Genomic DNA, 25,362 nt, shown 5'->3' with positions numbered 1-25,362 from the left:
GCGGGCTCACGTGACCGTGGCCGCGACCGAATCACCGCGGTGCAGGAACCACCACCATGGGAACAGAGATTGCACGCAGAACACGTGCCGCGTGGGAGCCCAAGAACGCACGCCCAGCAGGGGCCAAACGTGAAGATCCCACAACCACAACCTCGTCCGGTTCCCAATCAAGGCGCCGCACCGATTTCTCGATCTCCTTGCCAGCCACCACCTCGGTGGTCGCCTGGCCGGAGCTAATCATTGCGCGAGCACGCTCACCGTGCTCGCCACTACCTAGCCGATCCAGCTGCTCCAAAACGAAAGCCTTCATCGTCTCGGCACCCGGAACACCCGTGTGGGCCGCCGAGGACTTACCCGTCTCAGAGGCTTGCGCGAACGTCACCAACCGCACCCGGGTCTCGGTCGCTTCAGCGGCCGCAAGCGTTTCAGCGATCACCTGCATACCGCCCGGCCGGTCGCCGAACAGCGCGGTGATACGGCTTAGCGGGCCATGCCCTGAATGGCCGCGAGGCGCCAGGACCACCGGTACATGCGAACTGTGCAGCAACGCCTGGGCAACCGAACCGATCCGATACCGCCCCAGCACACCGCCGGCACGGGCACCGATCACGATCGCCTCCGCATCCACCGCGCGCGCCTGAGACAACAAGCCTTCAGCGTCCGATGAGGAGGACACCACGTGCCCCACCGCGCGAACACCTTCCGGGACCGAAGCGAGCGCCTCATCGAGCCAGCTCTGCAGCTGGCGACGCAAAACACGCTCATAGCCGGCACCCTGAGACACGGCGGCCGCGTACGGCTCCGCTTCCGGGGCGACCATGGTCACGTGAAGCTCCGCATCGCGGCCGGCAGCGAGCGCGATGCCCAGATTCAGGGCGTCACGGCCCGCCGCGGTCGCGACGTAACCTACAAGGATTCGACGGGATGGAACTGGCACGGTGTCCTCCTCACCTTCAGCACCCCTGTTTCGGGGTGGGTGTGAACGTTAACGTGCTTCCAGGATGGCACGTGCAGCGGCTTCACCCATACGCACGGCGCCGTCGACGTGCTGATAACCCTCCGCCGCGATGTCGGAGCACGCGTAGAAGATCGGCCCGGTCGGCTGGTTCTGGAGGTGGCCCCAACGGCTCAGGCCGCCGAGGTCATAGCTGGTTGCGTATGCGCCGCGGGTCCATTCCTCTGCCGCCATGTCGGAGAGGTAGAACGCGATCGGTTCCATGGTCTTCGGGCCAAGGTAGTCAGCCATCGCAGACAGGATCCGCTGCTTGCGTTCCTCTGCAGGCAGTGCCCACATCTCTTCGGCATAGACGTCGGAGACGAAACCGACGAGGGTTCCGTTCATGTCTTCTTCCCCGCTGGTTCCGCCGGCGAAGTTCTTGCCGTAGTTGGTGTTGTCGTAGACCTCCTGAACCAGGCGGCCGCCGCCGAAGCCGGTACCGGAGAGGCCTTCTTCACGCCAGAACGGGGTCTCGTAGACCGCGTGAACCTTGATGACCAGGCCCATCGAGATGTGCTGGTGGGCTACCTGCTGTTCGCGTGGCAGCGGCGGAACGAACTGGATGCGGTTGTACAGGTTCGGCGGTACCGCGAGTACTGCGGCTTTCGCGTTGACGGTGACCTTATCGGAGACCGCGGTCACCGGGCCGAGCACACCGTTTTCAACGCCGTTGCGCACATCGGCGGCAATCTTGTTGAGCTCATCGGCGGTCGATGGGTCTGGGGTGGCCCATTCGAGTTCACGCACCGGGCTGCCGAGGAACACGTCCTCCCCCAGGTGCTCAGCGAGCGTGAGCGATACCGACTGCATACCGCCTTCAACGCGCTTATCCAGGATGAAGTCCTCATCCACGAGGTTGGAGAAAGAACCCGCCGATGCGGCCATGAGAGCGGCCTGCAACGCGGAGAACGTGTGGGCTGGCTTAGTCAGCATGCCGGACGCCACGTAGATCGAGACGTTGTCGATCGCCTCTTGATCGTCGGTGTGTTGAGCGAGGAAGTCCTTGAAGGAGATCGAATCCAGCTCGGCTGCGCGTTCGGCTGCCCACGGCTCGGTTGCCCCGACTTCCTCAGCGACCGAGTTCATAAGGTCGATGAGCTTATCCATCTCCTTATTCGTGGACTCCTTGACCGGCAGGCGGTCGCCTGTGTATTCGTGGCGGTTACCCTCCGGGTCCACATAGATCGAGGTGCCTTCGCGGTAGCGCGGGAACGTGTTCAGACCGAGCTCCTCAACCAGCTCAGTCAGCCGCGTCTGGTCTGGGGAGATCCACTGCCCACCGATCTCGATGAAGTGTTCCTTACCGTCCGTTCCGGCGACCTTACCGTTCCAGGTGCGCCCGCCCACGCGTTCGCGTGCTTCCAGCACGGCGACCGACTTGCCGGCCTTCTTAAGGGTGTATGCGGCCATGAGTCCTGCTGGCCCTGCACCGATGACCACCACATCGCGGTCGATGGTTGGGTTCTGAGCGTTCGTCATTGTTATCGCTTCCTATAGGTATGGATTCTCGATAGAGGATGTTTCGTTTGAGTTCTGTAGTGATGCCCGCGGCGCTAGCTTGGTGGCTGCGTCGTTAGCTCAACACTGCGCCGTTAGTTCTGCGCGAGGGCTTCGAGGATGATGTCGATGCCTTCGGTGAGCAGTTCGTCGCTGATGGTTAGCGGCGGCAGCAGGCGGATGACGTTGCCGTAGGTTCCGCAGGTCAGGGTTACAACACCCTGTGCGCGGGCGGCGTTGGCGATGGCGCCGGTGAGTGCGGCATCCGGTTCGCCGGTGGCTGGGTCCACGAATTCGATGGCCTTCATCGCACCGCGGCCACGCACCTCCGCGATGCGATTGTCCTTTTCCTGTGCGGCACTGAACTTATCGGTGATGATGTGGTCGATTTCTTGCGCGCGTTCGGCGAGCTTTTCTTCTTCCATGACTCTGATCGAGGCGAGTGCCGCCGCGCATGCGACTGGGTTGCCGCCGTAGGTTCCACCGAGCCCGCCGGTGTGGACGGCGTCCATGATCTCGGCGCGGCCGGTCACCGCGGAGAGCGGCATGCCACCTGCGATGCCTTTCGCAGTCGTGATGAGGTCTGGTTCGATGCCTTCGTGTTCGCAAGCGAACATCGAGCCGGTGCGGGCGAAGCCGGTCTGGACTTCGTCTGCGATGAACAGGACGTCATTGGCTTTGCACCATTCGACGATCGCTGGGAGGAACCCTGGTGCTGGGGTGATGAACCCGCCTTCGCCTTGGATTGGTTCCATGATGATCGCGGCGAGGTCCTGGGCGCCTACCTGGACTTCGATCTGTTTGATCGCCCGGGCGGCGGCTTCCTCGCCGCTCAGGCCGTCGCGCAGCGGGTAGGAGCCAGCCACGCGGTAGATCTCTGGCGCGAACGGACCGAACGCCTTCTTGTAGGGGTTGGCTTTCGCGGTCAACGCCATTGTGAGCGTGGTGCGGCCGTGGTAGGCGTGATCGAATGCGACGACGGCGGTCTTGCCCGTAGCGGAGCGGGCGATCTTGACGGCGTTCTCAACGGCTTCTGCACCCGAGTTCAGCAATACGGTGCGGGTTGGGCCAGAGATCGGGGCGAGCTGGTTGAGCTTTTCAGCAACCTCAACATACGCCTCGTATGGGGTCACCATGAAGCACGTGTGGGTGAAGTTCGCGACCGCTTCCTGGACCGCGGCCACGACCTTAGGGTGAGATGCACCCACGGTGGTCACAGCGATGCCGGAGCCGAGGTCGATGAGGCGGTTGCCGTCGACGTCTTCGATGATACCGCGGTCGGCGCGGACAGCGTAGGTTGCCATGGTCCCGCCGACACCGGCGGATACCGATGCGCGCTGTCGTTCAGCTAGCGCCTGGGCCTTAGGGCCCGGGAGGTCAGTTGCGAGGTGGCGGCTTTGCTCGAGTGGAGCGCTCGGCGTGCTGGCGTTGGTGCTGTCCGCGTGCATTGTGGTGTGAACCTCCCGGTGAAAACGGATCGCAGAAAGTTGCGTACATCACATTCTGTTCCGAAATCATTATGACTGTCTAATCAGTTATCGGCATAACCCCTATAACGAATGCGCATAGACTGGGAATTATGGACATCGAGCATCTGAAAGCCTTCGTAGCGGTCTCTGAAGCCGGTTCCGTCTCCTCCGCGGCTCGAGACCTCGGCATCACACAGCCGGCAGTGACGCGACAGCTTCAGAAGCTCAGCCGCGACGTCGGGCTTGTGCTGTTTGATCGCGTTCCATCCGGACTCACGCCTACCAAAGCTGGCCGCGATTTCCTCCCTGCCGCCAAGAAGCTCCTGACCAAGTTCCAGCACACCCTGGACTTTGCGGAACTACTCGCCCACGGCAGCATGCGTGAAGTGACGATCGCGGCACCCGGTACCACGCTCATCGATGTCGTGATTCCGTTCGTGGCTACGCTGGATCAGTCCGAATGGCAACCAAACATTGTGGAGGCGTCCTTGGATGCGAGCTTGCAGGACACGATCGCTACGTCCGATCTAGCAGTGATGCCTTCCGCTCCATCAGCTCATATCCCCCACGTTCAGCTCCAAAAGATGCCGGTGTGGGCATATGTTTCCGCGCAGCATCCTTGGGCTGAGCGCCGCAGTGTTACGCTCGAGGAGCTCGCCCAGCACACCATCCACATTCCATCGCGGGCATTCAAAGCCCGTCGCGTATTCGATGGCGCATGCGAAACCGCTGGACTCTCACAACCTGACATCATCGAAACCAACTCAGGCCGCGTAGCCCAAGCGCTCGTCGCGACGGAGGGGGTCGCTGTGGTGACCGAAGACCCGAGCTTCGACCTCGTTCCGTTGCGCATAACCAACAGGGGTCATGAGCTCACCGTGACCCTGCACGCGGCGTGGCGAGCGGACCACTATGGGCACGAAAAGCTCGCCTCCCTCGCCGAGCAGCTACGCGTCTTTGTGCGCAACCGCTACGCGAGCTGAACCGGCCGCTACGCGCATGGCGGCATGCATACCCGCGCTACGCGCGCGTCGGCGGCACGCACTGCCCCCTCTATACCCGCAACACCACGATGATCGCGATGACCGCGATCGCTACAACCATGACCGTCATCCACACCACCGGCCCCAGCGGTGGCGGTTGACGCTCTTCGAAAGATTCCGCCATGCGGCGCAGGCGGCCGCGTTGGGTTGTGGAAACCCACATGGCGCCAACAAACGTCAGCGCGGTCCCCAGCAGCAATAGCGGGCCCATGTGCCCGTACCAGCGCACACCCATGAACCCGGCGACGACCGCGGCGAGCCCCGTACGGGACCACGCCAACGATGTCCGCTCCGGCTGAAGCCCCACATCGACTGGCTCTGGAAGCGGCTCTGGAGCCTTGATCGGGATGCGTTTGCGCACCGCACGGCTGATGGTCACGCCCGTTTCCTTGACGGTGTGCCACCCAGTGCTGAGACGGACCCGGGTCTCCCGACGCCCGTTGCTTCGGCGTTCAGGCATCAGTTCGTCAGCACCAACCCGACGGCGGCACCTGAGCCAGCGGCCGCGATCAACGCAAGGATTGGGATGATCAACGGGACAGGCAGCGGATGGTCGTGACGCATCGCGCGTTCAACACGCAACCAACGGAATGCGGCCCCTAGACCGATCAGCAGGCCCATCGCGATCACGGCGATCGCAACAGATTTACGTAGCACCGGGTCCCAGTTGCCGACCTCAAAGGCTTCCAGCGCGACACCGCCGGCTACGAAAGCCAAGGACGTGCGGATCCATGCGAGGAACGTCCGCTCGTTCGCGAGCGTGAAACGAGGATCAGGCTCTTTACCGGTCGGGAACACTCGCCGAGCGATCGCGCTCTGATGCGCTGGCGGGGTCACTGGGCTGCGACCGATCTTTTTCTGCGACCTATCGGAGCGGCTACTGGGCGGGGTACTGGACATGACACCAATCTAACGCACTCACACGCTAAGGCCCGGGGTGTGACTTTAGCCGAGAGGTTCCGCGAAGTCGCCGTTCTTCTGCCGGAACTTGCGCAAAATGCGGTTCAGCGTAGCGATCTCGCGTTGGGTGAAACCGGTTTGTGCGAAGAGTTCACGGTTGAGGATCTGGGTGGTTTCCTCGCTGAGTTCCCGGCCGGCTTCGGTGATGGCCAGCAAGACGGTGCGGGCGTCATCCTGGCTCGGGGTTTTAGTGATGAGGCCGTCGCGTTCAAGCCGTTCCGAGGCCGCGGTGACCGATGTGGGGTGAACCTGCAGAACGCGGGAGGCTTTCGACATCGCCATGGGTCGGCGCGCGAACCGGAGCACCATGAGCATCTCGTAGCGGGCGAACGTGAGATCGAACGGCCGAAGCAACGCTTCGGCGCGGCCGGTGAGGATCTGGTTGGCGCGAACGATGCTGGTGACGGTCGCGACGGGTTCTGCGACCTCGCCCCACCCGGCTTTCTCCCAGTTGGCTTGGGCTGCGGCGATGGGGTCTTGAGGTAATGCGGCTGACATAATGGTGAGTCTAACTGTACGGGACTTAGCTGCAGGGATCTGGTGAGCGGAGGCCGCGGACCGATGTCGATGCCGCGGCCTCCGTTGAGTGTGAGCGAAGTGAGTGGTGATGGCGGGTTATTTCGCCGATACCTCGATCTTGACGTTGTTTTGGTTGATCTCGTAGTCGATGCGCAACGGCTTGTTGTTTGGCAAGAAGTTGCCAAGCTCGTTGCTTTCGATGCTCCCCTTGCCCTGTTTTCCATAGATCATGGCGTCCATGAGCTTCTCAACGTCTGGTGACTGGTTGCTGCTGTTCAGGGTGATCAGAGACAGGCCGCAGGTGACGTCAGTGAACCCCTCGCCGCTGTTCGACCCTTGGTAGGTCATGCCGTCGTCAGTTGCCCGCCATGAGGACTTTCCGAACTGCCACTCGCAGAAGGGAGGAATGTCCTTGAAGGACTGGAGGGTAGCTCCGGTGTTTGGGTCTATAGAGCCCGCGTTAGGTGGTGGAGCGCCGATCGACGGGGTGTGGCTTGGGTCAAAGGAAGGCAGGTTGATGTCACTTGGGGACGTTGAATTTGGTCCGAATGGGTCGTCAGTCGAGTTAGGGCCGGTAGATCCACCTGGCACAGATAGCGGTGCAGGAATGGTTGACATCGCCTCAGTTGGTGCGGTTGGACGGTCAACGTCGAGGGTATTGCTTTCGCGTTTGCTCCACGGACCCCACACAAACATGTAGACAAGACCCGCGATCAACGCGACCACCAGGACACCGATGAGCCACCACAGCCACGCACGGTTCTTCTTAGGACCGCCGCCGTTCTCATCGCCAGGGTTGCCGTAATACCCCGGCCCGCCCAGGCCCGGATATTGCGGCCCACCTTGATGTGGGCCGCCCTGCTGTGGCGCACCGAATTGTGGGCCACCTTGCTGTGGCGCGCCATATTGACCCTGCTGACCATAACCTGGTTGACCATGCTGCTCCGGCTGGCCGTAGGGCTGTTGACCGTCTGCCTGGCCGGGCTGTTGTGGGCCCGGAGGCATCGAGTTTCCTGAGGTCATGGCGCTACCTTCCAGGTGTGAGCCGTGCCGTGGCAAAGGGGTTGAAGGGCTAGTTGTCGAGGTCGAAGTCGAAGTCTGTTGGGATGGACGGCATCTCCGGCATGGATGGCATCTCTGGCAGACCGCTTCTCGGACCATCAGAAGAGCCGAACGGGTCACTCGACGGGGCGCTAGTGTTGCCGCCGAACGGATTCGAATCTCCGCCCGAGTTGCCGCCAGTGTCTCCACCGGAGTTGCCACCCGAGTTACCGAACGGATCTTCCGTGAAGAAATCATCCCCGCCGTGACCAGGGTTGTCCCCGCCACCACCTGGAGCAGGGTTGTCACCGCCCCCTGAACCTGGATTATTCGGGTTCGGGTTGTTCGGGTCATCCGTGATCGTCACGGTTTCAGAAACACCTGGGGCCGGCTTGTTGCCGCCGCTGTTGCTTTTAGCGCCCCACGGGCCCCACACGAACATGTACACGAGCCCCGCGGCAACCAGCACAACAAGAAGACCAATGAGCCACCACAGCCACGTGAGGCTCTTCTTCTTGCCGTTATCCCTCTCATCACCTGACCCGCCGTAATAGCCTGGGCCGCCATAACCCGGCCCGCCGTAGCTCGGGCCACCCTGCCCTGGACCGTTCTGTCCGTAGCCGGCGGCACCGTAGTAGCCCTGCTGGCCGTACTGGCCCTGCTGTGCGTACTGGCCTGGCTGGCCATAGCCACCCTGCCCATATCCGCCTTGGCCATAGGCCTGCTGATACTGACCCTGTTGGCCATAGCCGCTCTGCCCGGAGCCCTGCTGGTACTGGTTCTGCTGACCGTAGGGTTGCTGACTGTGCGCTTCGACGTTGTCTTCGTACGGGGTCGACGGGAATACGGTGGTCGCATCGCCCTGCATCGGCAGCGCCTGCGTCCGGTCGATATTGTTCTGTGGCAGTGCCTGCGTCTGATCGAAACCGTTCTGCGGCAGTGCCTGCGTTTGGTCGGCACTGTTTTCAGGCGTCGGCGGCGGTGGGAGGTGTCCGCCCTGCGGCTGGTTCGCGTTATTGACGGATGCGTTGTCTTCTGGTGGCGTGTTCTCGCGTGGCGTCACGTCGTCAGTTCCTTTTGGTGTGACTAGGCTCTCAGGCTATTTCTAGTTGAAGTTTAGACCACGGAGTTTTCATTGCCTAGTTTTCTATAAATAGGCACACACATGAGGAAATACGGGAAACATGCGGTTAACAAAATCAGGAGCGGCGGCTATGTAGCGCGTCGCGTAGACCTTCGGAGAACAGGTTGAGGCCGAGCACGCTGATCGCGATCGCGAGCCCCGGCCACACGAGTGTCATGGGCGCTACTTCGATGAACACTTGGTGTTCGTACAGCATGCGGCCCCAGGACGGTTCGGGGGCAGGCGTGCCGAGCCCGAGGTAGCTGAGTGCGGATTCAGCGAGGATCGCGATGGAGAAGGTCACCGCGATCTCAACCAGCAGTAGTCCTGCAAGGTTGGGGAGCACGTGCCGCCACGCGATGCTGAACCAGTTCCTGCCCGCCGAACGCGCAGCAGTAATGTATTCCTCTCGCAGAATACGCGCGGTGACGGCGCGCACCATCCTCACGAATCCCGGAATCGCGCCAATGCCGATCGCCACTGCGGCCACCATCGGGGAGGCCCCGAAAACAGCCGAGAACACGATCGCCAACAGTAGCGACGGGAACGCCTGGATCACATCGGATGAGCGAGTCACCGCCCCCTGGACCCAGCCGCGGCGGATCGCCGCCCACATCCCGAGCGGGGTTCCGACCAGCAACGCAATCAACGCCGCGACCACACCCACAGACAAAGCGACTTGCGCCCCGCCCAGGATGATCGAGAACACGTCGCGTCCAAAACGGTCAGTACCCATGAGGTGTTCGGGGCTGGAGCCTTGCAGCCGCGCGCTCGCGTCTGCGGCGACCGGGTCGTATGGGGCACCGATGAGCCAGGACCACAGCGCAAGCAACACGACCATCGCAATCAGGACGCTACCGGCCCACAGTGTCACGGGGAGTCTGCGCATCATGCCACCGCCTTGACGCGAAGCCGCGGATCCACGGCCACTAAGAGCGCATCGACGAGCGCGTTGATCACCACGGTCACGGTCACCAGCAGCATCACGATGGCTTGGATGGTCACCATATCGCGGTGTTCAACGCTGGTGATCAGTTGCGCACCGAGGCCGGGGATGTCGAAGACCCGCTCGATCACGACGGCGCCAACAACGGCCGCTGCAAGTTGCAGTCCCGCTACCGTCAGCACCGGGATGGCTGCGTTGCGTAGGCCGTGGCGGCGAATGGCCGCGGATTTACTCAGCCCACGGGCGCGGGCGGAGCGGATGTAGTCTTTGCGCAACACGGTGGCCATCGAGGTGCGCACGTAGCGGGTCAGGACCGCGGTCTGCACAAGCGAGAGCGCGATGACCGGCAACACGAGGTGGGACAGGAACGTGCCGAAGCCTTCGTTGGGGGCCACCCAGCCGGAGGCCGGCAGCCAGCCGAGACTGACCGAGAACAGCATCACGAGCAGCAGGCCCGCGAGGAACGCGGGCACCGCCATGAAGCCCTGGGTCATGAGCGAGATGAGAACCGCATCGAACTTTCCGGCGCGGCGGGCCGACCACACGCCGAGCAACACGGCCACGAGCAGGCTGAGTGCCACCGAAGGGACCACGAGCCACATTGTGACACCGAAGCGGTCGGCGATGATGGGGGTCATGTTTTGGCCGGTGATCGCGGATTCTCCGGCGTTGCCGGTGAGGAAGGAAGCGATCCAGTCGAGGTATTGGACAGCCAGCGGCCGGTCGAGCCCGTACTCGGCGCGCAGCGCCGCGACGGCCTCCGGTGAGGCCTGCATTCCGAGCGCGACCTGCGCGGGGTCGCCTGGCATGACCCTCAACAAGACGAAGAGGATCATGGAGGCTACGAGCAGCGTTGTGATCATCCGCAACGCTAGCTGGCCGAGGCTACGAATCAACGCTGGCCCTCACACATGTCTGGCTTGCGCATTAGCGGTGGCGGACCTTGGTGAGATCGAGTGCGGTGGTCGGCGTGTTCTTTGGCATGCCTTCGATGTCTTCAGCCATGACGGTGATGCCGGCCATGAGGAAGAGCGTGTTGGCGGCGGCGTCTTCGACGAAGGCTCTGCGCACGAGCTTCTTCATGTCGCGCACGTATTCTTTATCGTCGCCGGCGTCCGCTGAGGCGCGCAACTCCGCGATGCGGGAATCGTCGTAGCCGAAGTAGTAGTCCCCGCGAACCAGGTTCAACAGGTCTTTAGGTTCGACGTGGGCGATCACTGAGAGCGTGTAGTTGCCTTTGGTGTAGGTCTTATCGAGCCACACGGCCGGGAACTCTTGCTGTTCGATTTTGGCGTTGAGGCCGATCTTTTTCAGGTCAGAGACGATGACCTGCGCGGCGGCGGTCGCATACGGCAGCGATGGCGTTGCGATGGTCACAGTTTCACCCTTGATGCCGGCTTCCTCGACGAGTTTGGCGGCTTTATCTGGATCGTAGGGGTATTCGCCGCTGAGGTCTTCGAAGTACGGGTCGGTTGGGACCACGGGTGCGCCGAGCAGGTCGCCGTAGCCGCCCCACGCGGATTCGATGACGGCTTTACGGTCGATGCCGTACATGATCGCTTTGCGTGCGGCCAGCTTGTTGAAGGGCGGTTTCTTGTTGTTCATCGCGAGCATGACTTTGCCGGTTGTGGTGCCGCGTTGAACCGTGAATTTGGGGTTCTTTTCGTAGCTTGGAATGAGTTCCGGGGCTTGGAAGGCCGGGATCGCGTCCACGGAGCCGGTTTTGAGTGCGTTGGCTGCCGTGGTTGCGTCTGCGAAATAGCGGAGCGTGATTTTCTTGGATGCCGGTTTCTCACCCCAATAGTCATCGCGTGCTTCGAGGGTCAGGGTGCGGCCGTTGTCCCATTTGGTGACGGTGAACGGGCCGGTGCCCACGGGTTCGGTTGCGAGTTTGTCGACCGCGTCGGGCGCGAATTGCGCACCGATGAGGGTGGCCATGTCCCACAGCCATGCTTGGGACGGCTGCTTGAGGGTTACTTTGAGGGTTTTCTTGTCGATGGCCTCAACTTTTTTAACGACGTCCATGCCGGCTTTGAGGCCGTTCTTCCACGCTTTGCTTTTGACGCGTTCGATCGAGAACTTGGCGGTTTCGGCGTTGAATTCCGTGCCGTTGGAGAACCTCACGCCTTCGCGCAAGTGGAACGTGTATTCGGTGCGGTCTTTGGAGATGTCCCAGGATTCGGCGAGCAGTGGTTCCAGTTCGCCTTCTTGGTTGACGGTCACGAGCCCTTCATACACGTTGGTCATGAGCGCTTGCGGGATGGCAGCGCCCGATGTGGTGGTGAAGTCGAGGTTCGCTGGTGCGGCTGTGAGGCCGACGGTGACCGCGTCCTTATTCCCGCCCTCGCTCTTGCTGCCGCCGGCGCCGCACGCGGTGAGCGTGAGCGTTGCTGCAGCGATGACGGCAGTGATGCGCGCGAGCACGCCGATACGGCGGCCGGTCTGGGTGCGGGCGTGCACCCGGGTGTGCCGGGCTCGGTTGTGCTGCTGAGCTTGCTTGTGTTGCTGGGCTCGGGCGTCTTTGACTCGCTGGAGCAGTGCGGGGCGTCTGATGGCTGTGGCCTTTCAGTGTGGTCCGTGACGCGGCGGGCGCGGGCGCCGGTGTTGTGCCTATTGGCGCGAGCGCGCGTTCACGGGATGCTTGCGCTCAATGCAGAGCAAGCATTGTGCTGAGCGGAACATTACGATGCGCGGGGCATTCAAGTGCACAATAGCCTACCGGAAAGCGGTTCATAGCCTGCTGTTGGCTGTGTTTTTACGTGGCCGTTTAAAGCCTGCGTGGGGAAGGCCAGGCCTTCCCCACGCGGGCTGTTGATGTGAACTGTAGATACAGCTTCATCGGAACTGTTATGAAGCTAGTGCTGTGTTGTAGCTATTTCCGTAGGCCGCGCCACCACGTATCTGATTTCTTGGTGACGGATCCGGTTTCTTCGCTTTCGAGGCCGTATGCCTCACCGATTTCTTCGATGAACGCTTCACGCCGCAGTTTCTCGTTGCGCCGCACGTTATCGCCGAGGTATTTCCAGGTAGCGATCGCTAGTAGCACCATGACGAACGAGAACGGTAGCGCCACGGAGATCGAGGCGGCCTGGAGCGCTTCGAGTCCGCCCGCCATCAGCAGGGCTGCTGCGAGCACGGAGGTTGCGACTGCGAAGAACGCACGGATCCAGGAACGCGGTTCGGTGTCGCCGCCGGTTGCGAGCATCGACATCACGAGCGAACCGGAGTCCGAGGAGGTGATGAAGAAGATCGCGGAGAGCAACATTGCGCCCACAATCAACATTGCGGAGCCTGGGATTTGCGCGAGCATCTGGAACAGTGCCGCGTTCGAATCGACGGCCCCGTCTGGGCCGATGATCGATTCGTAGCCTGGGGTCTTGTGAATTTCGCGGTAGATCGCATTACCGCCCAGGATCGCAAACCACAGGAAGGTGATGGTCGCTGGGACACCCATGACGCCGAGGATGAACTCGCGGACGGTGCGGCCGCGGGAGATGCGTGCGATGAAGACACCCACGAATGGTGACCAGGCGATCCACCAGCCCCAGTAGAACGTGGACCAGCCGGCCTGCCATGCTTCACCGGAGTCGCCCTGGAAGGCGGAGGTGTTCATGGAGAGGCCGAGGTAGTTCTGCAGGTAGTAGCCGATGGACTGGACGAACTCTTTGAGCAGGAACTGGGTTGGCCCGACAATCAGCAAGAACAGAAGCAGCCCGCCGGCGAGCACAAGGTTGGTGTTCGACAGCCATTTCATGCCCTTGGAAACACCGGTGAGTACGGACCAGAGGACGCAGGCGGTGACCACGGCGATCAGGACGTATTTGATCCACGGGTTGGATTCATCGACCCACCCCATGTGGGCCATACCTGCGGTGATCTGGTTGACACCCAAACCGAGGGAAGTGGAGACACCGAAGACGGTACCGACGAGTGCGATGACGTCGATGACGTTACCGAACGCACCCTTGACGCGCTTTTCGCCGAAGAGCGGCTCCAGACCCCAACGTACGGACAGTGGGCGGCCGCGGCGGTGGATCGCTAGCGCGAGCGAGAGGCCCACGATGACGTAGATGGCCCACGGCTGGAAGCCCCAGTGAAGGAACGTGGTTGCCATCGCGGATTGCGCTCGGTTCGCGGTGGTGGTTGCTACTTCCCCGCCGTGTTCGGTGGAGTCGCTGATGACGCCGGAGACGTCTTCGCCTGGGCGTGGTTCAACGAAGTGGGACATCGGTTCGGTGACGCCGAAGAAGACGAGGCCGATACCCATACCTGCTGCGAAGAGGAGTGCGAACCAGGACATGAGCGAGAACTCAGGTTCATCGCCCGGCCTACCTAGTTTGATGTCGCCCTTCTTGGACAACCCCAACGCCACGCAGAACACCACGAAAACGAAAGCTAGGAGCACGTACCACCAACCGAAGTTGGATGTAATCCACGATGTGATGGATTGGAACGCTACTTCCATGAGCTTTGGCTTGATCATGGTGATGACCGACAAGCCGACCACGATCACAGCAGTGGGCCAGAAAACCCATTTGACGAGTGATGCCTGACCTGGGCGTACGTGCGCTTCAGTATCAGTTGTTGCTGTTTTTGCCATAGAGGCATTATGGCAGATGGATTATGACACTCGCGTGATTACAGTGACGCTAGGGCATCAACTTGGTCATGCGGAGGCTTTATCGTGCGTGCTTAATCGACTCAGGCTTTACCGGCTAATAGTTGCACCTTTCTGCGTACGTGGAAAAATAGGCCACGCCTCTACCTCATTTACGGAGCCCATAAGGAGCCCGCGTGTCGCATCAGCCCCCTACCCCATCGGAAGCTCATCAGGAAGCCGCTCAGGAATCTAGCGAGAACGCTGCCGGAAGCACCCCTGCCGCTGCCACTAACAGTGCGCCGGCGTGGCGTACGTATCTGTTCCCCGGCATCGTGATTGTGGCGGCGATTATCGCTGTGGTGTTGGTGGTGGTCCTGCGCGGAGGTTCCGGCGGCGCGAACGGCAACAGCGGTAGCGGCGCTCCGGATTATGCGGCGGAAGACGCGGCGGTCGATGAGCAGCGCAAGCAGCAGGGCGAGCGCAGCAGCGAGGAGGAGGCTCAGCTGGAGCTGATCAAGTCGCTGCCGGAACGCAACCCTGAGGACACGTTGGCAGTGGGTGAGCCGGATGCGCCGGTGCAGATGATCATGTATTCGGACTTCCAGTGCGGTTTCTGCGCGTTGTGGACCACTAAGACGTTACCGGTTCTGATGGAGAAATATGTTGAGCCGGGCAAGCTGCGTATTGAATTCCGTGAGGCGAACGTATTCGGCGAGGAGTCGGTTAAGGCGGCGCGTGCCGCGGCTGCCGCTGGCGAGCAAGGTAAGTTCCTCGAGTTCCAGAAGGCGCTGTATCCGGGTGGGGAGCCGATGAAGAGCTTCCCAGAAGAGAAAATGGTGGAGATCGCTGAGGATCTGGGGCTTGACGTTAAGAAGTTCAAGGCTGACTTGGGGTCGAAGCAGATCGCGGAGCTGGTGGCACAGCATCAGCAGCGTGCCGCACAACTTGGTGTGACCTCAACCCCGATGTTCATTGTTGGAACCCGCCCCGTGAGCGGCGCGCAGCCGACGGAACAGTTTGAGGCGTTCATCGAGGAGCAGTTGAAAATCGAGGAGCAGCTGAAGCAGCAGGAGTCTGAGTAGCCCGGCCGGCTGCGAAGGCCTGCCGGCCGTGAAGGTTTGCTCGCTGTGAGGTTCGCTGAGTGTGAGGTTCGTTGAGTGTGAGGGCATAGGGGTCGCATGGATATTGGCGTAGTTGCCGCGTTCATTGGCGGGACTCTGGCGTTGTTGAGCCCGTGTTCGGCGTTGTTGCTGCCAGCGTATTTCGGGACGGTCGCGGGTTCTGGGGCGCGGCTGGTGGTGCATTCGCTCGTGTTTTTTGTGGGCATGGTCGCGGTGCTGGTCCCGCTGGGGCTTGGTGTGGGTGCGCTGGCGCAACTGTTCAATGCGTACCGCACGCCGATGATCATTGTGGCGGCCATCGTGCTGATTGCTTTGGGTGTGCTGCAGATTTTCGGGTTGGGGTTCGATGTTGCGCGTTGGATCCCAGGATCTGATGCGGTGCATGAGCGGACGTCAATGGCCACGGGACTCATCAAGAGCCTGCTGCTGGGGTTGACCTCGGGGCTGGCTGGGGCGTGCGCAGGCCCGATTTTGGGTTCGGTCCTAACGCTTGCGGCGACCTCGGGTAGTGCGTGGATGTCCGGGTTCATGATGGCCGTGTACGGCGCGGGCATGGTGGTTCCACTGTTTGTGATTGCACTGTTGTGGCAACGGTTGGGTGCGCGTGGCCGTGGCGTGTTGCGGGGCCGGACGTTCACGGTTGCCGGGCGTGAGTTCCATGTGATTGCTTTGATCACGGGTGTTTTGATGATCGCGGTGGGTGTCTTGTTCTGGACTACGAACGGGCTGGTGACCGCCCCGCAGCTGGTCCCGCTGGAGACACAGATGTGGCTTCAAACCAAGGCCGCCGCGCTGTCCGATGTGTGGATCGACATCATCCTCATCATCACAGTCGCCTTGTTGCTGCTGCGGTGGTGGTTCCAACGCGAACGCAACCGCGAGCAAGCCCGCGGGAAAGCGCGGGGCGAGCAGTAAGCGACGCGGGGCTCGCGGCCCCATGCGTCAGCTGGCCCAATGCATCAACTGTTTAAATGCGAAACAGCCCCGGCGCGGCGGGTCATTCGCCGCTTCGGGGCTGTTTACCTCCAAGGCGCATCCGCCTAGGTCAGCGGCAGCCTCACAGCCGAACATCTGTGCGCCACCTGTGAACCAATCTATGCGAACGAGCAACCTTTATCCACTGCTTGAAGGAAACGTTATTGCATCGTTACGCATCGCTTAGGGACTGCACATCAGCCCATGACACCTGTGTCATTTTCACCAGTTGCGCCTCCCTCGCTAGGCGCACCCGCCTCGCCAGCCGCCGCAGCCTTCCCACCTTTGCCGGACATCGCAGCATGAACGCCGGCGACTACCGCGACCACAACGGACCCTAGAACCAAACCGAGCACTGCGGAGAAGAAAGTATTGGTGAGCCAACCGAGCATAGCGCCCGCACCACCGGTTGCTGCGGCGACCGCGGTTTCAGCGTGGTGCACCCACTCATAGATGGGGTGGAAACCGAGGTCATGCATCCCGACTAACAAGATGTGCCCACCGACCCACAGCATCGCGACCACACCCACAACCGAAAGCACCTTCATGACCACCGGCATCGCTTTGACGATGCCGGTCCCAAGCTTCTCGGTCGCGGGCTTCCGGGCCAGAGCAAGGCCAACATCGTCCATTTTCACGATCAACGCGACCACGCCATACACGCCCACCGTGATGACCAGCGCCACCACGATCAGCGAGATGAGGCGCATCCAGAAACCCATTCCATCCACCGCGGACAGCGAGATCACCATGATCTCAGCGGACAAGATCAGGTCAGTGCGCACCGCCCCCCGCACGATCTGCTTCTCCTCCGCGGCACCCTGGAAGGACGCCGGCGGTTTTTCCGCCTCCGAATGCCCCCGGATGACTTCCCATATTTTCTCCGCGCCCTCAAAACACAGGAAGAGCCCACCCACCATGAGTAGCGGGGTCAACAGCCAGGGCGTGAACTCGCTCATCAGCATGATGAGCGGCAGGATGATCACAAGCTTATTGATGATGGAGCCGCGCGCGATCTTCCACACCACCGGCAGTTCGCGCTGCGGCGTGATCCCCTGGACATAGCGCGGAGTCACGGCGGCATCGTCCACGACGACGCCGGCGGCCTTCGCGGTTGCCTTGCCGGTTGCGGCGGCAACATCATCCAACGATGCGGCAGCGGCGCGCGCTATCGCGGCAATATCGTCAAGCAAAGCGGCAAGCCCACCGGCCATGGCATTCTCCTTGGGGCTGATCAGCGGATGCCGCGAACGCAGCAACCGCGAAAGCTAATGATGAGATCAAGACTATTGCACCAGCAAGGCTGGCTACCCACGCGGCACTGCACTCTGCTGGATAACGATGCGGCACCGCACGGACCCGAGTGAACTTCTGCACGGCCCGGCTGAACTTCTGCACGGCCCGGCTGAACTTGTGCACAGTGCGATGCGTCTCACACCCGTTGCTTTGGACAAACCCACACATGTAGGCTCTTTTACAGATGTAAGATATACCGTGGTTGAGTACAAGTGGTTCTGTACGAACGATTCTCTACATAAGGTTATTGACAACGAGATTGGTGGAGGGGCTCGTGACGATCAACGCCGTGCAGTGTGCACAAGCCGTGCACAGTGAACAGACCGCGCAACAGACCGCGCAACAGACAGCGCCACAGGCCGCGCAGAGCGAACAGACTGACGCGATCGACGCTAAGGCATCGGATGGTGTTGACCCGCGCATCATGCGTTCGCGTGACACCCTGATCACCGCGATGACCGAGCTGTTGCGGGAGCAACCCATCGATAAGATCACTGCGTCCATGGTTGCACGTGAAGCACACACGTCGCGGCCCACGCTGTATCAGCATTTCGGTGACCTGACCGGGCTCACCGTGGCGGCCGCCGTCCACAACCTCGAGCAGCTGCTGTTCACTGCTTGGGAGCAGGACGGGCCCGTCGCCGGTAGCAACAGAGACGGAAGCACTAGGCGTAGTGCGGACGCGATCCGCAACCTGCTGAACCATCTGCAAGAAGATAGGGATTTCTTCCTCAACGTCACCCAGGGGCCAAGTAGTTATCGGGTGGTGCAGGCGATCACTCACGCGTTGGCGCGGCAACTGTGGAATGCGCTCGCGTACGAGGAGGGGCTGGACGCGGGGAACAACCCGTTCGCGACTCCCGCCCCGCTTGAGGAACACCACACTGATTCCAACGAGCCAAGCTTGGCGCAACAGCTGCAGTTCGTCTCCGACGGGGTCGCTGGCGCGGCGATCGGCTGGCTCACCGGAACCCGCGACGAGACCGTGGAACGGCTAGCCACAACCCTGCAAAACCTCGCACAACGAGTGCTATGGCCTCAACACCGGCCCGGGCACGCTACCAGCATTCAGACTTCCTAGATTTAAGAGCTCACACTTATGGCTTCAAACACACCGTCACAGCAACAGCATCCGTCGGAAGAATCACCGCAGCCGGGCGGCTTCAAGGGTTTCCTGAAGAAGTACGGCCGGCTCGCGGTGTCTTTGGTTGCGGTGGGCTGTATCCCGTTGATTTATGCGACGATGCTGATCCTCTCCAACTTGGATCCGACAGGCAACCTCAACCATATTCCGGCGTTGATCGTGAATGAGGATTCCGCCGCGGAGGTCAAGGGCAAGACCATCAATGTGGGTGATGAGCTCACTAAGAAGCTGATGGAGAGTGATTCGGACAAGAACCTGAACTGGGACACCGCCACCGCGGCGGAGGCGAAGAACGCGTTGGATCATGGTCGGGCGCTCGCGGTGTTGACCATCCCGGAGGGGTTCACGGATCATCTGGCGCATGCGGCGAAGGCTTCTCAGAAGGAAGCCTCGATTGAGGATGCAGCCTCGGCGCACATCACGATCCAGACCAACGATTCGACTAACTACATCATGGGTCAGATCGCTTCCTCGGTTGAGAACAAGCTGACCACGGAGCTGCGTTCCCAGTTCGCTAAGGAATACCTGGAGAACGTGTATGTGAGCCTCACGGACATCAACGGTTCTCTCAATGAGGCCGCGGATGGTTCCGGTAAGGTCACCGATGGTGCCTCCACAGCGCACGATGCCTCAGGCGAGTTGAGCTCGGGGCTGTTGCAGCTGGCCGATGGTACGCGTAGTTTGCGTGGTGCCTCGGGCGAGCTGAACTCTGGTGCGGGCAGGCTCTCGAGCGGCGCGAGCGAGCTCGCCGGTGGCTTGGGTGAGTTGAGCTCCAAGACGGCATCACTGCCTGGTGCGGCGAAGGCACTGGATACAGGTGCCGGCAAGCTTGCCAAGGGTGCCGGTGATGCTAACGATGCGATTCAGAAGTTGTCGGCGGGCTCGAAGCAGTTGAGCTCAGGCACGGGTGAGCTCAACAGCAAGATCACTCAACTGAATCAGGGTGCGCAGACCCTGACTGGCGCGAATGATCAGCTGCTGGGTGCCTTGGAGAAGGCTCAGAAAGATTTCGAGGCGCTGACCCCGGACGTCACGATCAACCTGGACCCGGCCGCACAGCGGATTGAAGGTTTCCTCACGGATCTGAATGGCTCCCCGGAGTTCCAGCAGTTTCTGAAGGAGAACCCTCAGTTCGCACAGCGTCTTGCGACAGCGCAAAAGGACACCGCTGATATTCGCGCGGGTATCAATTCGGTGCGGCAAGCCGCTCAGAGCGCGGGCTTGTCTGGTGGCTCGAAGCCACTGGTTCCGGGGGACCTGTTGCAGAAGTTGCGTGCCGGTAACGCCGCTATCAAGAGCGGCGCGAATGAGCTGAACACCGCAACGAGCCAGTTGAATACGGGGGCGACTAAGCTCTCGGATGGTTTGGGCCAGTTGGCGGCTAAGTCCCCTGAGCTCGCCAAGGGTGCTCAGCAGCTCAAGGAAGGCACGCATCAGTTGGCTCAGCAGGCACCTGAGTTGGTGGCTGGTATCGGCAAACTGAATGCGGGTGCCGGGCAGCTATCGAATGGCGCTAACAAGCTGTGGGATGGCACGAACCAGTTGCAAGCGGGCGCCGGCAAGCTCGATGATGGCGCGCAGAAAGCCCACGATGGATCCAACCGGCTCAACAGCGGCTTGGGTGATCTTGTGGATGGCTCCGGCGAGCTCACCGATGCTTTGAAGGACGGTGCGGATAAGGTTCCGGCGTTCACTAAGGATGAGAAGAAGAAGCTGTCCGAGGTGAACTCAGCACCCGTGACCGGCGAGCTGGAGCGCATCAACCAGATGGCGAATAACGGTACGGGTTTGAGCCCTTACTTCATGTCGCTTGCGTTGTGGATTGGCGGTATCGCGTTCTTCATGCTGCTCGCGCCGATCCCTGAGCGTTTGGTGCGTAAGTACCGCGGCAAGTGGTATTCGTTCATTCAGATGGCCTTCGCCTCCTATAGCCGGGCGGCGATCATGGCGATCGTTCAAGCGGCGATCATCACCATCATCGTGCAGTTCATTTTCGGTCTTGAGGTGGCGCACCCGTTCCTGTTGTGGGGGCTGGTGACGTTGGGTTCGCTCGCGTTCCTCGCGGTGAACCAGGGCCTTGTGAGCCTGCTGGGGGCACCGGGGCGGTTCCTTTCGTTGATCCTGGTTGTGTTGCAGATCGCCTCCGCCGGCGGCACGTATCCGTGGCAGACGATGCCGGGGATTCTGCGCGATATTCACCCGCACTTGCCGATGACGTACACGGTTGAGGCGTTCCGTTCCCTGATTGGTGGCGGCGTGATCCTCAGTACGTCCGTGGCGGCGAGCATCCTGATGGGGTGGCTGATCGCCGGGTTCCTGATGCTGGTGCTCGCGTGCTTCCTGGTGACCCGCGTTGAGGTTGTGCGTGACTGGGCCACCCTTGCGCCGGGCCTGCCGGGCGGCGGTAAGTCCTCTGCGATTGAGGGAATGAAGGAAGAGCACGCCGAGATCAAGGCGGAGGCCGCTGAGCGGCGCGCTCGGGCGATCGAGCGGCAGAAGCTGCGGTTGGCACGGAAGAAGGCGAAGCGGAAGGTGCGCGAGAAGAAGAAAGCGCAAGCCGCCCAAGCGAAAGCCGAAGCCGAGGCGAAAGCAAAGGCTGAGGCGGAAGCCGACGTCGACGCGTAGGCCGCGTTAGCGGCGGCTCGGTGTTGGCCGGCACCTCGGTGTTTGCCGGCGCTGTTATTCGTTGCGACCGAACAGTTTGCTGAAGAAGCGTGCGATGCCGCCGCTAGCTGGTTCTCTGGCGTGGCCTTGGCAGCGTTGTGATTTGGGGACGCCGGCGAGCGCTTGTTCGATGTGTTGGCCGCAGCCGGCCCAGGTTGGTTTGCCGCAGGTTTTGCAGGTGACGCATCGGCACATGGTGGGGACCTTGTCGCGAAGGTAGGTTTCGATCCCACGAGTGGAGTGTTTACGAAAACCATAGCCCGCGCCGAAGCTATTCGGGCCCGGCACCGCGGGTGTTATGCCACCCGAGCTCCTCGGGCTAGCCGGCCTACGATGGGGCAAACTTAAGCGTGAAAGGCGAGAGCCGCCCGGAAACGGACGGCCCAGATACTCCGTCTACACATGGCAGATGAGCTGTATGTAATTCTACCAGTCCAGGCTTCTAGTGTCGCCACTCGTTTTCCTCACTTCTCATCGATGGCCGGTCCATGACCGGGAATTAGCCCCGGACATTTGCCGCAGCTCCCCGCCGCACTCACCTCATCGGCGTGGGAGGCCCCCTTTAGGATGTTCTGGGGCTGATTCTTTTGTTGAACTTTTGTGGGAGGAATTTTCGTGGCTAAGCCGACGTTGACCATCGTGATTGCTAGTACCCGACCTGGCCGTAAGGCGTTGCCGATCGGGCGGTGGTTTGAGAAGGTCGCGCGCGAGTTTGATGGGTTTGAGGTTCAGGTTGCTGACCTCGGCGAGATCAACTTGCCGATGATGGACGAGCCGAAGCATCCGCGCCTGCGTGATTACCAGCATGAGCACACTAAGAAGTGGTCGGAGCTCGTGGACGGTTCGGACGCTTTTGTGTTTGTGATGCCGGAATACAACTTCGGTTTCCCGGCCGCGATCAAGAACGCCCTGGATTATCTGTGGGTTGAGTGGCATTACAAGCCGCTCGGTTTTGTGAGCTACGGCGGCGCTTCGGGCGGTATGCGTGCGGTGCAGACGTTGAAGCCGATCACGTCCACGCTCAAGCTGTTCCCGCTCACGGAGCAGGTCGCGTTGCATGGTTTCGGCAAGTACCTCGAGGACGGCAAGTTCATCGCCACCGAGGATCACGTAGCCGCCGCGAAGACGATGCTTGAAGAGCTGCAGCGAGTTGAAGGCGCGATGCGCACGCTGCGTTCGTAGCCGCTATTTCGGTTGCGACTGCGACCGCAACTAAAAGCGTGATGCCACCGTGCACTGGCATGTTCAGTGCACGGCGGCATCGTTGTATTAAGGCGGCTCTGTTGTTTCTCAGGCGTCCGCCCCGCCTGCCCTACTTCCAGAAGATCTTGACTTCGATCTCCGACTTTCCGCCTTGTTTGACTTCGATTTCGTATTCGTAGCCGACGTGGTCCGGCATGTCTACGATGACGTCGGTTTCGCCGGACTGGACGCGTACCTTGTTTTGGCGTTCGAGCGCGTCGGCGAGGTCGCGCAGGCGGGCGGCTGCTTGCTCGCGGCTCATGGACTCTTCGGATTCGTGTTCAAACAGTTTCTCGCTCATGAACCCATTCAAGCACTCGCAGGGAAACGCAAGGTGACGTTACGCGGACAGATACTTCCCGAACAGGCCCTGCAACATAATCGCGTATTACTTGTTCCTTCTCCAGGGACTACGACCAAAGCGTGCACCGCGAACGCTGTTCATCGCCCGATCTCAGACCCTGTGGGAATGGTTCTCGTCGACTGTGTTCAAGTGCAACCAGGGTTCGCCGGTGGGCAGATAGGTAAAGTCCAACATCCACATCCAGATCAGCCCAGCGGTTTCGGATATGTGCTTGAGCAGGTTTGGATAAGGCAACCTGTGCGTAGATTGGGCAGTTAGCAGGGGGATAAGGTGCCGCGCGGAACCACTTCTATCCCGATTAAGCGCATTCACTTAGCAACGGCTTCCTGTTATCCGAAGTGCAGTAGCGCTCAGCATGTTCTACAGTGATCTGCCGAGCACCATAAACCTCATCAGGTTCCAACCAAATCTGATGAATGTTGCGGGCATCATCATCGTAAAAAGCTGTTCGCCAATCCTTAACGGATAAGCGTTGTTGCTCTGCATAAGGCCATTTTTATTATCCAGACCACGGCAACTTCAGCGAACAGGCAGTGCGCTTGATGCTGCAGTTTTACCTCTCTTGTTGCATCAATTCTAACTTTTCTGCTCGCGTTACTTCGCGATATCTGAAGTATTGTCTGAAGCACCCTGTCAGCGTTACCGCACGCACCTTATAAAGAACCTCTCCAAGAGAAAATCCTAAATTCAATGGGCTATATCTTGGCGACATTTCAGGCGGTCATTCAACAACCCGGTAATGCACCCACCTGGGCACTAGCCTATGTGGGTTCGTCAACTCGACGGTACCAAAAATACCTCAGATTGCCCCTCTTTGGAGGGAGTCGCCACGAGTTCTTGGCGTTTATCGCAACATCAAACCGATCTGGACAAAGCGTGGTCTGGCAACCTCACCGAACAGTGGAACCGTAGACCCCAGCGGCGCACAGATGTCAAGACCAGGATACCGATTTAAGATTCCATCACGTTCCATCACGCGACTATCTACTCAATACTTGCCCATCGGCACCGGGTTAGCTAGAACAAAATACTACATATCACTAGCGACACTCAAACGAACTGAACAAATTATGACCCGCTGCCACAGTGGAGATGATCACAGAAACCAGCCTCACCTAGTCGTCGCACCCACTGCAAACTCAATATCGTGCCGAAGTCACAAGCAAGTCCCCCACTACAAAAGACCAGACCGATAGGAGGTAGTCGATATTCCCTTTACCTCGCCCCTAGCATGCAGGAGTAGCGCGGGCCGCTCGAGAAGAGGGCGCCAGATACCTCCTCACGGAGGGCTCATCGGGGAAAAAACATTTCTGCGATGTTAGCAAGAACATTCTCCAAAGCGGCAGCTGAAATCCCGTCCTGCGACAGACATGCTTCCAAGTCGTTCTTAAGCAAGCGCTGAAGGTGTTCGACTCTCACCCAGCTCTTTTTTCGCTGCCCACCTTCAAAAGCCGCAATTTTAACGTCAAAGTCCGATGAGTTGCCTCCACTAGAAATTGGGCATACAAAAACTGCCTCATAAGAGTCTTCATCATTCACGTTGTCACGGGAGACGACTAGAACCGGACGACGAGTAGCGTGCCGAGTTCGTTTACCCTCGGAGATGAAGGTAATTTTCTCATCTTTCACGTAATAAAGGCATCCTTGGCGGATAACCAGCGGAAACGAGAAACTCACGACTCGACACAGGGTCCCACGAGGACGTCGTGAACTATTTCACCATGGATCCCACTCATTGGCGAGGAAGCAACCGTCCTGGGCAACTTTGCGAGCGCCACAACCCGACGTCGCATTTCAGGCGAGCGTTCGAAAATGTGCAGGCCGTTAATAAACTCGGGCCAAGCTTCGTGAATCTCGTCCTTTGGAATGTCGATGTCTCGAACATCGCGGCGATAATGACGGTCGTAGGGGCCGTACGTGTGCGTGAAGTTTCTTAACTGGTTGGCAGTCATTCCGCCGAAATTGTCCCATACCCCCTCGTAGATTTCCTCAATATCCTTCGAAAGGGCATTACCCCCCGAGAAAGGCGGCAACGGAGCGGCAGGATTATCACCAACACGAGATTTAATAGCCCGGTACAGTTCTGGCTGGGCCGGACCATGCTCCCACGCCTGGAACGCCCCTGCAGAAAGGTCGCGAGACTCCAAGTGTCCGTAGAGACTTTCCGCGAGATAGGCCAACTTCTGCGCCTTCATATTCGTAATAGAGGGGGCAAGCGCCTCATCAGCCTCACGTCTGGTAGTCCAAGAAATAAACTGCCACAAGTAGTCCATCGACTTCACCTCCCCTGCATACTTAAAGCCTAACACCGAATTAGACTGCCCCTCGGATCACCACGTTAATAGGCGAATAACCGTTACC

22 protein-coding genes are annotated in these 25,362 nt (G+C 60.4%); 6 read left to right on the top strand and 16 right to left on the bottom strand.

The genetic code is table 11. The features are described 5' to 3' along the window. Nucleotides 1-31: 31 nt before the first annotated feature. The 3 genes from MHJ63_RS10005 to gabT form a co-directional block, all read right to left on the bottom strand. Nucleotides 32-937, bottom strand: coding sequence for a universal stress protein (locus tag MHJ63_RS10005; protein ID WP_239445916.1), 906 nt, complete (start codon nucleotides 935-937; stop codon nucleotides 32-34). 48 nt (nucleotides 938-985) lie between these two features. Beyond that, complete coding sequence (locus tag MHJ63_RS01100) at nucleotides 986-2,476, bottom strand: flavin monoamine oxidase family protein (RefSeq protein ID WP_239445914.1); 1,491 nt, start codon at nucleotides 2,474-2,476, stop codon at nucleotides 986-988. A 113-nt stretch (nucleotides 2,477-2,589) separates the two neighbouring features. Further along, nucleotides 2,590-3,942 (bottom strand): 4-aminobutyrate--2-oxoglutarate transaminase, encoded by a 1,353-nt coding sequence (gene gabT, locus MHJ63_RS01095; RefSeq protein WP_239445913.1) that lies wholly within the window; start codon nucleotides 3,940-3,942, stop codon nucleotides 2,590-2,592. A 131-nt stretch (nucleotides 3,943-4,073) separates the two neighbouring features. On the opposite strand from gabT, the gene MHJ63_RS01090 reads away from it, so the two are divergent. After that, nucleotides 4,074-4,946: a LysR family transcriptional regulator gene (locus tag MHJ63_RS01090; protein ID WP_035756457.1), complete on the top strand. Its 873-nt coding sequence runs from the start codon at nucleotides 4,074-4,076 to the stop codon at nucleotides 4,944-4,946. A gap of 70 nt (nucleotides 4,947-5,016) precedes the next feature. Here MHJ63_RS01090 and MHJ63_RS01085 read toward each other — a convergent pair whose 3' ends face one another. The 9 genes from MHJ63_RS01085 to MHJ63_RS01045 form a co-directional block, all read right to left on the bottom strand. Then, entirely contained in the window at nucleotides 5,017-5,385 is a 369-nt protein-coding gene (locus MHJ63_RS01085; RefSeq protein WP_052048493.1) for a DUF202 domain-containing protein, read from the bottom strand. A gap of 80 nt (nucleotides 5,386-5,465) precedes the next feature. Continuing rightward, a complete protein-coding gene (locus MHJ63_RS01080; RefSeq protein ID WP_083285592.1) occupies nucleotides 5,466-5,906 on the bottom strand; it encodes a YidH family protein in 441 nt (146 codons plus the stop codon). A 45-nt stretch (nucleotides 5,907-5,951) separates the two neighbouring features. After that, the gene (locus tag MHJ63_RS01075) at nucleotides 5,952-6,464 is read right to left on the bottom strand and encodes a MarR family winged helix-turn-helix transcriptional regulator (RefSeq protein WP_035756461.1); all 513 of its coding nucleotides are present in this window, start codon (nucleotides 6,462-6,464) and stop codon (nucleotides 5,952-5,954) included. A gap of 117 nt (nucleotides 6,465-6,581) precedes the next feature. Further along, nucleotides 6,582-7,508: a hypothetical protein gene (locus tag MHJ63_RS01070; protein ID WP_239445912.1), complete on the bottom strand. Its 927-nt coding sequence runs from the start codon at nucleotides 7,506-7,508 to the stop codon at nucleotides 6,582-6,584. 49 nt (nucleotides 7,509-7,557) lie between these two features. Beyond that, nucleotides 7,558-8,589 (bottom strand): hypothetical protein, encoded by a 1,032-nt coding sequence (locus tag MHJ63_RS01065; protein ID WP_239445911.1) that lies wholly within the window; start codon nucleotides 8,587-8,589, stop codon nucleotides 7,558-7,560. A 136-nt stretch (nucleotides 8,590-8,725) separates the two neighbouring features. Continuing rightward, entirely contained in the window at nucleotides 8,726-9,541 is an 816-nt protein-coding gene (locus tag MHJ63_RS01060; RefSeq protein ID WP_198020661.1) for an ABC transporter permease, read from the bottom strand. Further along, nucleotides 9,538-10,491: an ABC transporter permease gene (locus MHJ63_RS01055; RefSeq protein ID WP_239445910.1), complete on the bottom strand. Its 954-nt coding sequence runs from the start codon at nucleotides 10,489-10,491 to the stop codon at nucleotides 9,538-9,540. Before MHJ63_RS01055 ends, MHJ63_RS01060 begins: the two co-directional genes overlap by 4 nt. Nucleotides 10,492-10,522: 31 nt before the next feature. Further along, nucleotides 10,523-12,055: an ABC transporter substrate-binding protein gene (locus MHJ63_RS01050; RefSeq protein ID WP_239445909.1), complete on the bottom strand. Its 1,533-nt coding sequence runs from the start codon at nucleotides 12,053-12,055 to the stop codon at nucleotides 10,523-10,525. A 412-nt stretch (nucleotides 12,056-12,467) separates the two neighbouring features. Then, nucleotides 12,468-14,195 carry a BCCT family transporter gene (locus tag MHJ63_RS01045; RefSeq protein WP_070491831.1) on the bottom strand — a complete coding sequence of 576 codons (1,728 nt, stop codon included), beginning with the start codon at nucleotides 14,193-14,195 and terminating at the stop codon, nucleotides 12,468-12,470. A gap of 194 nt (nucleotides 14,196-14,389) precedes the next feature. Between MHJ63_RS01045 and MHJ63_RS10000 the strand changes: the two genes are divergently transcribed. Together MHJ63_RS10000 and MHJ63_RS01035 are read left to right on the top strand one after the other, a co-directional pair. Next, nucleotides 14,390-15,277 (top strand): DsbA family protein, encoded by an 888-nt coding sequence (locus MHJ63_RS10000; RefSeq protein ID WP_239445908.1) that lies wholly within the window; start codon nucleotides 14,390-14,392, stop codon nucleotides 15,275-15,277. Between the two features lie 96 nt (nucleotides 15,278-15,373). Then, complete coding sequence (locus MHJ63_RS01035) at nucleotides 15,374-16,231, top strand: cytochrome c biogenesis CcdA family protein (protein WP_239445907.1); 858 nt, start codon at nucleotides 15,374-15,376, stop codon at nucleotides 16,229-16,231. Nucleotides 16,232-16,488: 257 nt separating this feature from the next. On the opposite strand, the gene MHJ63_RS01030 is transcribed toward MHJ63_RS01035, so the two are convergent. Next, nucleotides 16,489-17,505: a DUF808 domain-containing protein gene (locus tag MHJ63_RS01030; RefSeq protein ID WP_239445905.1), complete on the bottom strand. Its 1,017-nt coding sequence runs from the start codon at nucleotides 17,503-17,505 to the stop codon at nucleotides 16,489-16,491. Nucleotides 17,506-17,861: 356 nt separating this feature from the next. Between MHJ63_RS01030 and MHJ63_RS01025 the strand changes: the two genes are divergently transcribed. The 3 genes from MHJ63_RS01025 to MHJ63_RS01010 all read left to right on the top strand — a co-directional run bounded on the left by MHJ63_RS01025 (nucleotide 17,862) and on the right by MHJ63_RS01010 (nucleotide 22,577). Beyond that, nucleotides 17,862-18,668 (top strand): TetR/AcrR family transcriptional regulator, encoded by an 807-nt coding sequence (locus MHJ63_RS01025; RefSeq protein ID WP_239445904.1) that lies wholly within the window; start codon nucleotides 17,862-17,864, stop codon nucleotides 18,666-18,668. A gap of 18 nt (nucleotides 18,669-18,686) precedes the next feature. Next, nucleotides 18,687-21,356, top strand: coding sequence for a YhgE/Pip domain-containing protein (locus tag MHJ63_RS01020; protein ID WP_070508065.1), 2,670 nt, complete (start codon nucleotides 18,687-18,689; stop codon nucleotides 21,354-21,356). 654 nt (nucleotides 21,357-22,010) lie between these two features. Further along, nucleotides 22,011-22,577, top strand: a complete 567-nt coding sequence (locus MHJ63_RS01010) for an NADPH-dependent FMN reductase (RefSeq protein ID WP_239445903.1) — start codon at nucleotides 22,011-22,013, stop codon at nucleotides 22,575-22,577. Between the two features lie 130 nt (nucleotides 22,578-22,707). On the opposite strand, the gene MHJ63_RS01005 is transcribed toward MHJ63_RS01010, so the two are convergent. The 3 genes from MHJ63_RS01005 to MHJ63_RS00995 form a co-directional block, all read right to left on the bottom strand. Further along, a complete protein-coding gene (locus tag MHJ63_RS01005; RefSeq protein ID WP_239445902.1) occupies nucleotides 22,708-22,938 on the bottom strand; it encodes an amphi-Trp domain-containing protein in 231 nt (76 codons plus the stop codon). 1,353 nt (nucleotides 22,939-24,291) lie between these two features. Continuing rightward, complete coding sequence (locus tag MHJ63_RS01000; RefSeq protein ID WP_239445901.1) at nucleotides 24,292-24,630, bottom strand: type II toxin-antitoxin system PemK/MazF family toxin; 339 nt, start codon at nucleotides 24,628-24,630, stop codon at nucleotides 24,292-24,294. 44 nt (nucleotides 24,631-24,674) lie between these two features. Then, a complete protein-coding gene (locus MHJ63_RS00995) occupies nucleotides 24,675-25,274 on the bottom strand; it encodes a Panacea domain-containing protein (RefSeq protein WP_239445900.1) in 600 nt (199 codons plus the stop codon). Nucleotides 25,275-25,362 lie beyond the last annotated feature (88 nt).

Origin of the sequence: Pseudoglutamicibacter albus (assembly GCF_022346425.1) — a bacterium.
In the GTDB taxonomy this organism is placed as follows: Bacteria; Actinomycetota; Actinomycetes; order Actinomycetales; family Micrococcaceae; genus Pseudoglutamicibacter; species Pseudoglutamicibacter albus.
The sequence above is the reverse complement of the archived record's forward strand: the minus strand, read 5'-3'. Positions and strand labels throughout refer to the sequence as shown.

Bases quoted from the DNA above. Each gene is read 5' to 3' on its own strand.
- MHJ63_RS01020 (WP_070508065.1), top strand. From the start codon at position 18,687: ATGGCTTCAAACACACCGTCACAGCAACAGCATCCGTCGGAAGAATCA.
- MHJ63_RS00995 (WP_239445900.1), bottom strand. From the start codon at position 25,274: ATGGACTACTTGTGGCAGTTTATTTCTTGGACTACCAGACGTGAGGCT.
- MHJ63_RS01090 (WP_035756457.1), top strand. From the start codon at position 4,074: ATGGACATCGAGCATCTGAAAGCCTTCGTAGCGGTCTCTGAAGCCGGT.
- MHJ63_RS01060 (WP_198020661.1), bottom strand. From the start codon at position 9,541: ATGATGCGCAGACTCCCCGTGACACTGTGGGCCGGTAGCGTCCTGATT.
- MHJ63_RS01070 (WP_239445912.1), bottom strand. From the start codon at position 7,508: ATGACCTCAGGAAACTCGATGCCTCCGGGCCCACAACAGCCCGGCCAG.
- MHJ63_RS01100 (WP_239445914.1), bottom strand. From the start codon at position 2,476: ATGACGAACGCTCAGAACCCAACCATCGACCGCGATGTGGTGGTCATC.
- MHJ63_RS01075 (WP_035756461.1), bottom strand. From the start codon at position 6,464: ATGTCAGCCGCATTACCTCAAGACCCCATCGCCGCAGCCCAAGCCAAC.
- MHJ63_RS01030 (WP_239445905.1), bottom strand. From the start codon at position 17,505: ATGGCCGGTGGGCTTGCCGCTTTGCTTGACGATATTGCCGCGATAGCG.
- MHJ63_RS01035 (WP_239445907.1), top strand. From the start codon at position 15,374: ATGGATATTGGCGTAGTTGCCGCGTTCATTGGCGGGACTCTGGCGTTG.
- MHJ63_RS01045 (WP_070491831.1), bottom strand. From the start codon at position 14,195: ATGGCAAAAACAGCAACAACTGATACTGAAGCGCACGTACGCCCAGGT.
- MHJ63_RS01005 (WP_239445902.1), bottom strand. From the start codon at position 22,938: ATGAGCGAGAAACTGTTTGAACACGAATCCGAAGAGTCCATGAGCCGC.
- gabT (WP_239445913.1), bottom strand. From the start codon at position 3,942: ATGCACGCGGACAGCACCAACGCCAGCACGCCGAGCGCTCCACTCGAG.
- MHJ63_RS01080 (WP_083285592.1), bottom strand. From the start codon at position 5,906: ATGTCCAGTACCCCGCCCAGTAGCCGCTCCGATAGGTCGCAGAAAAAG.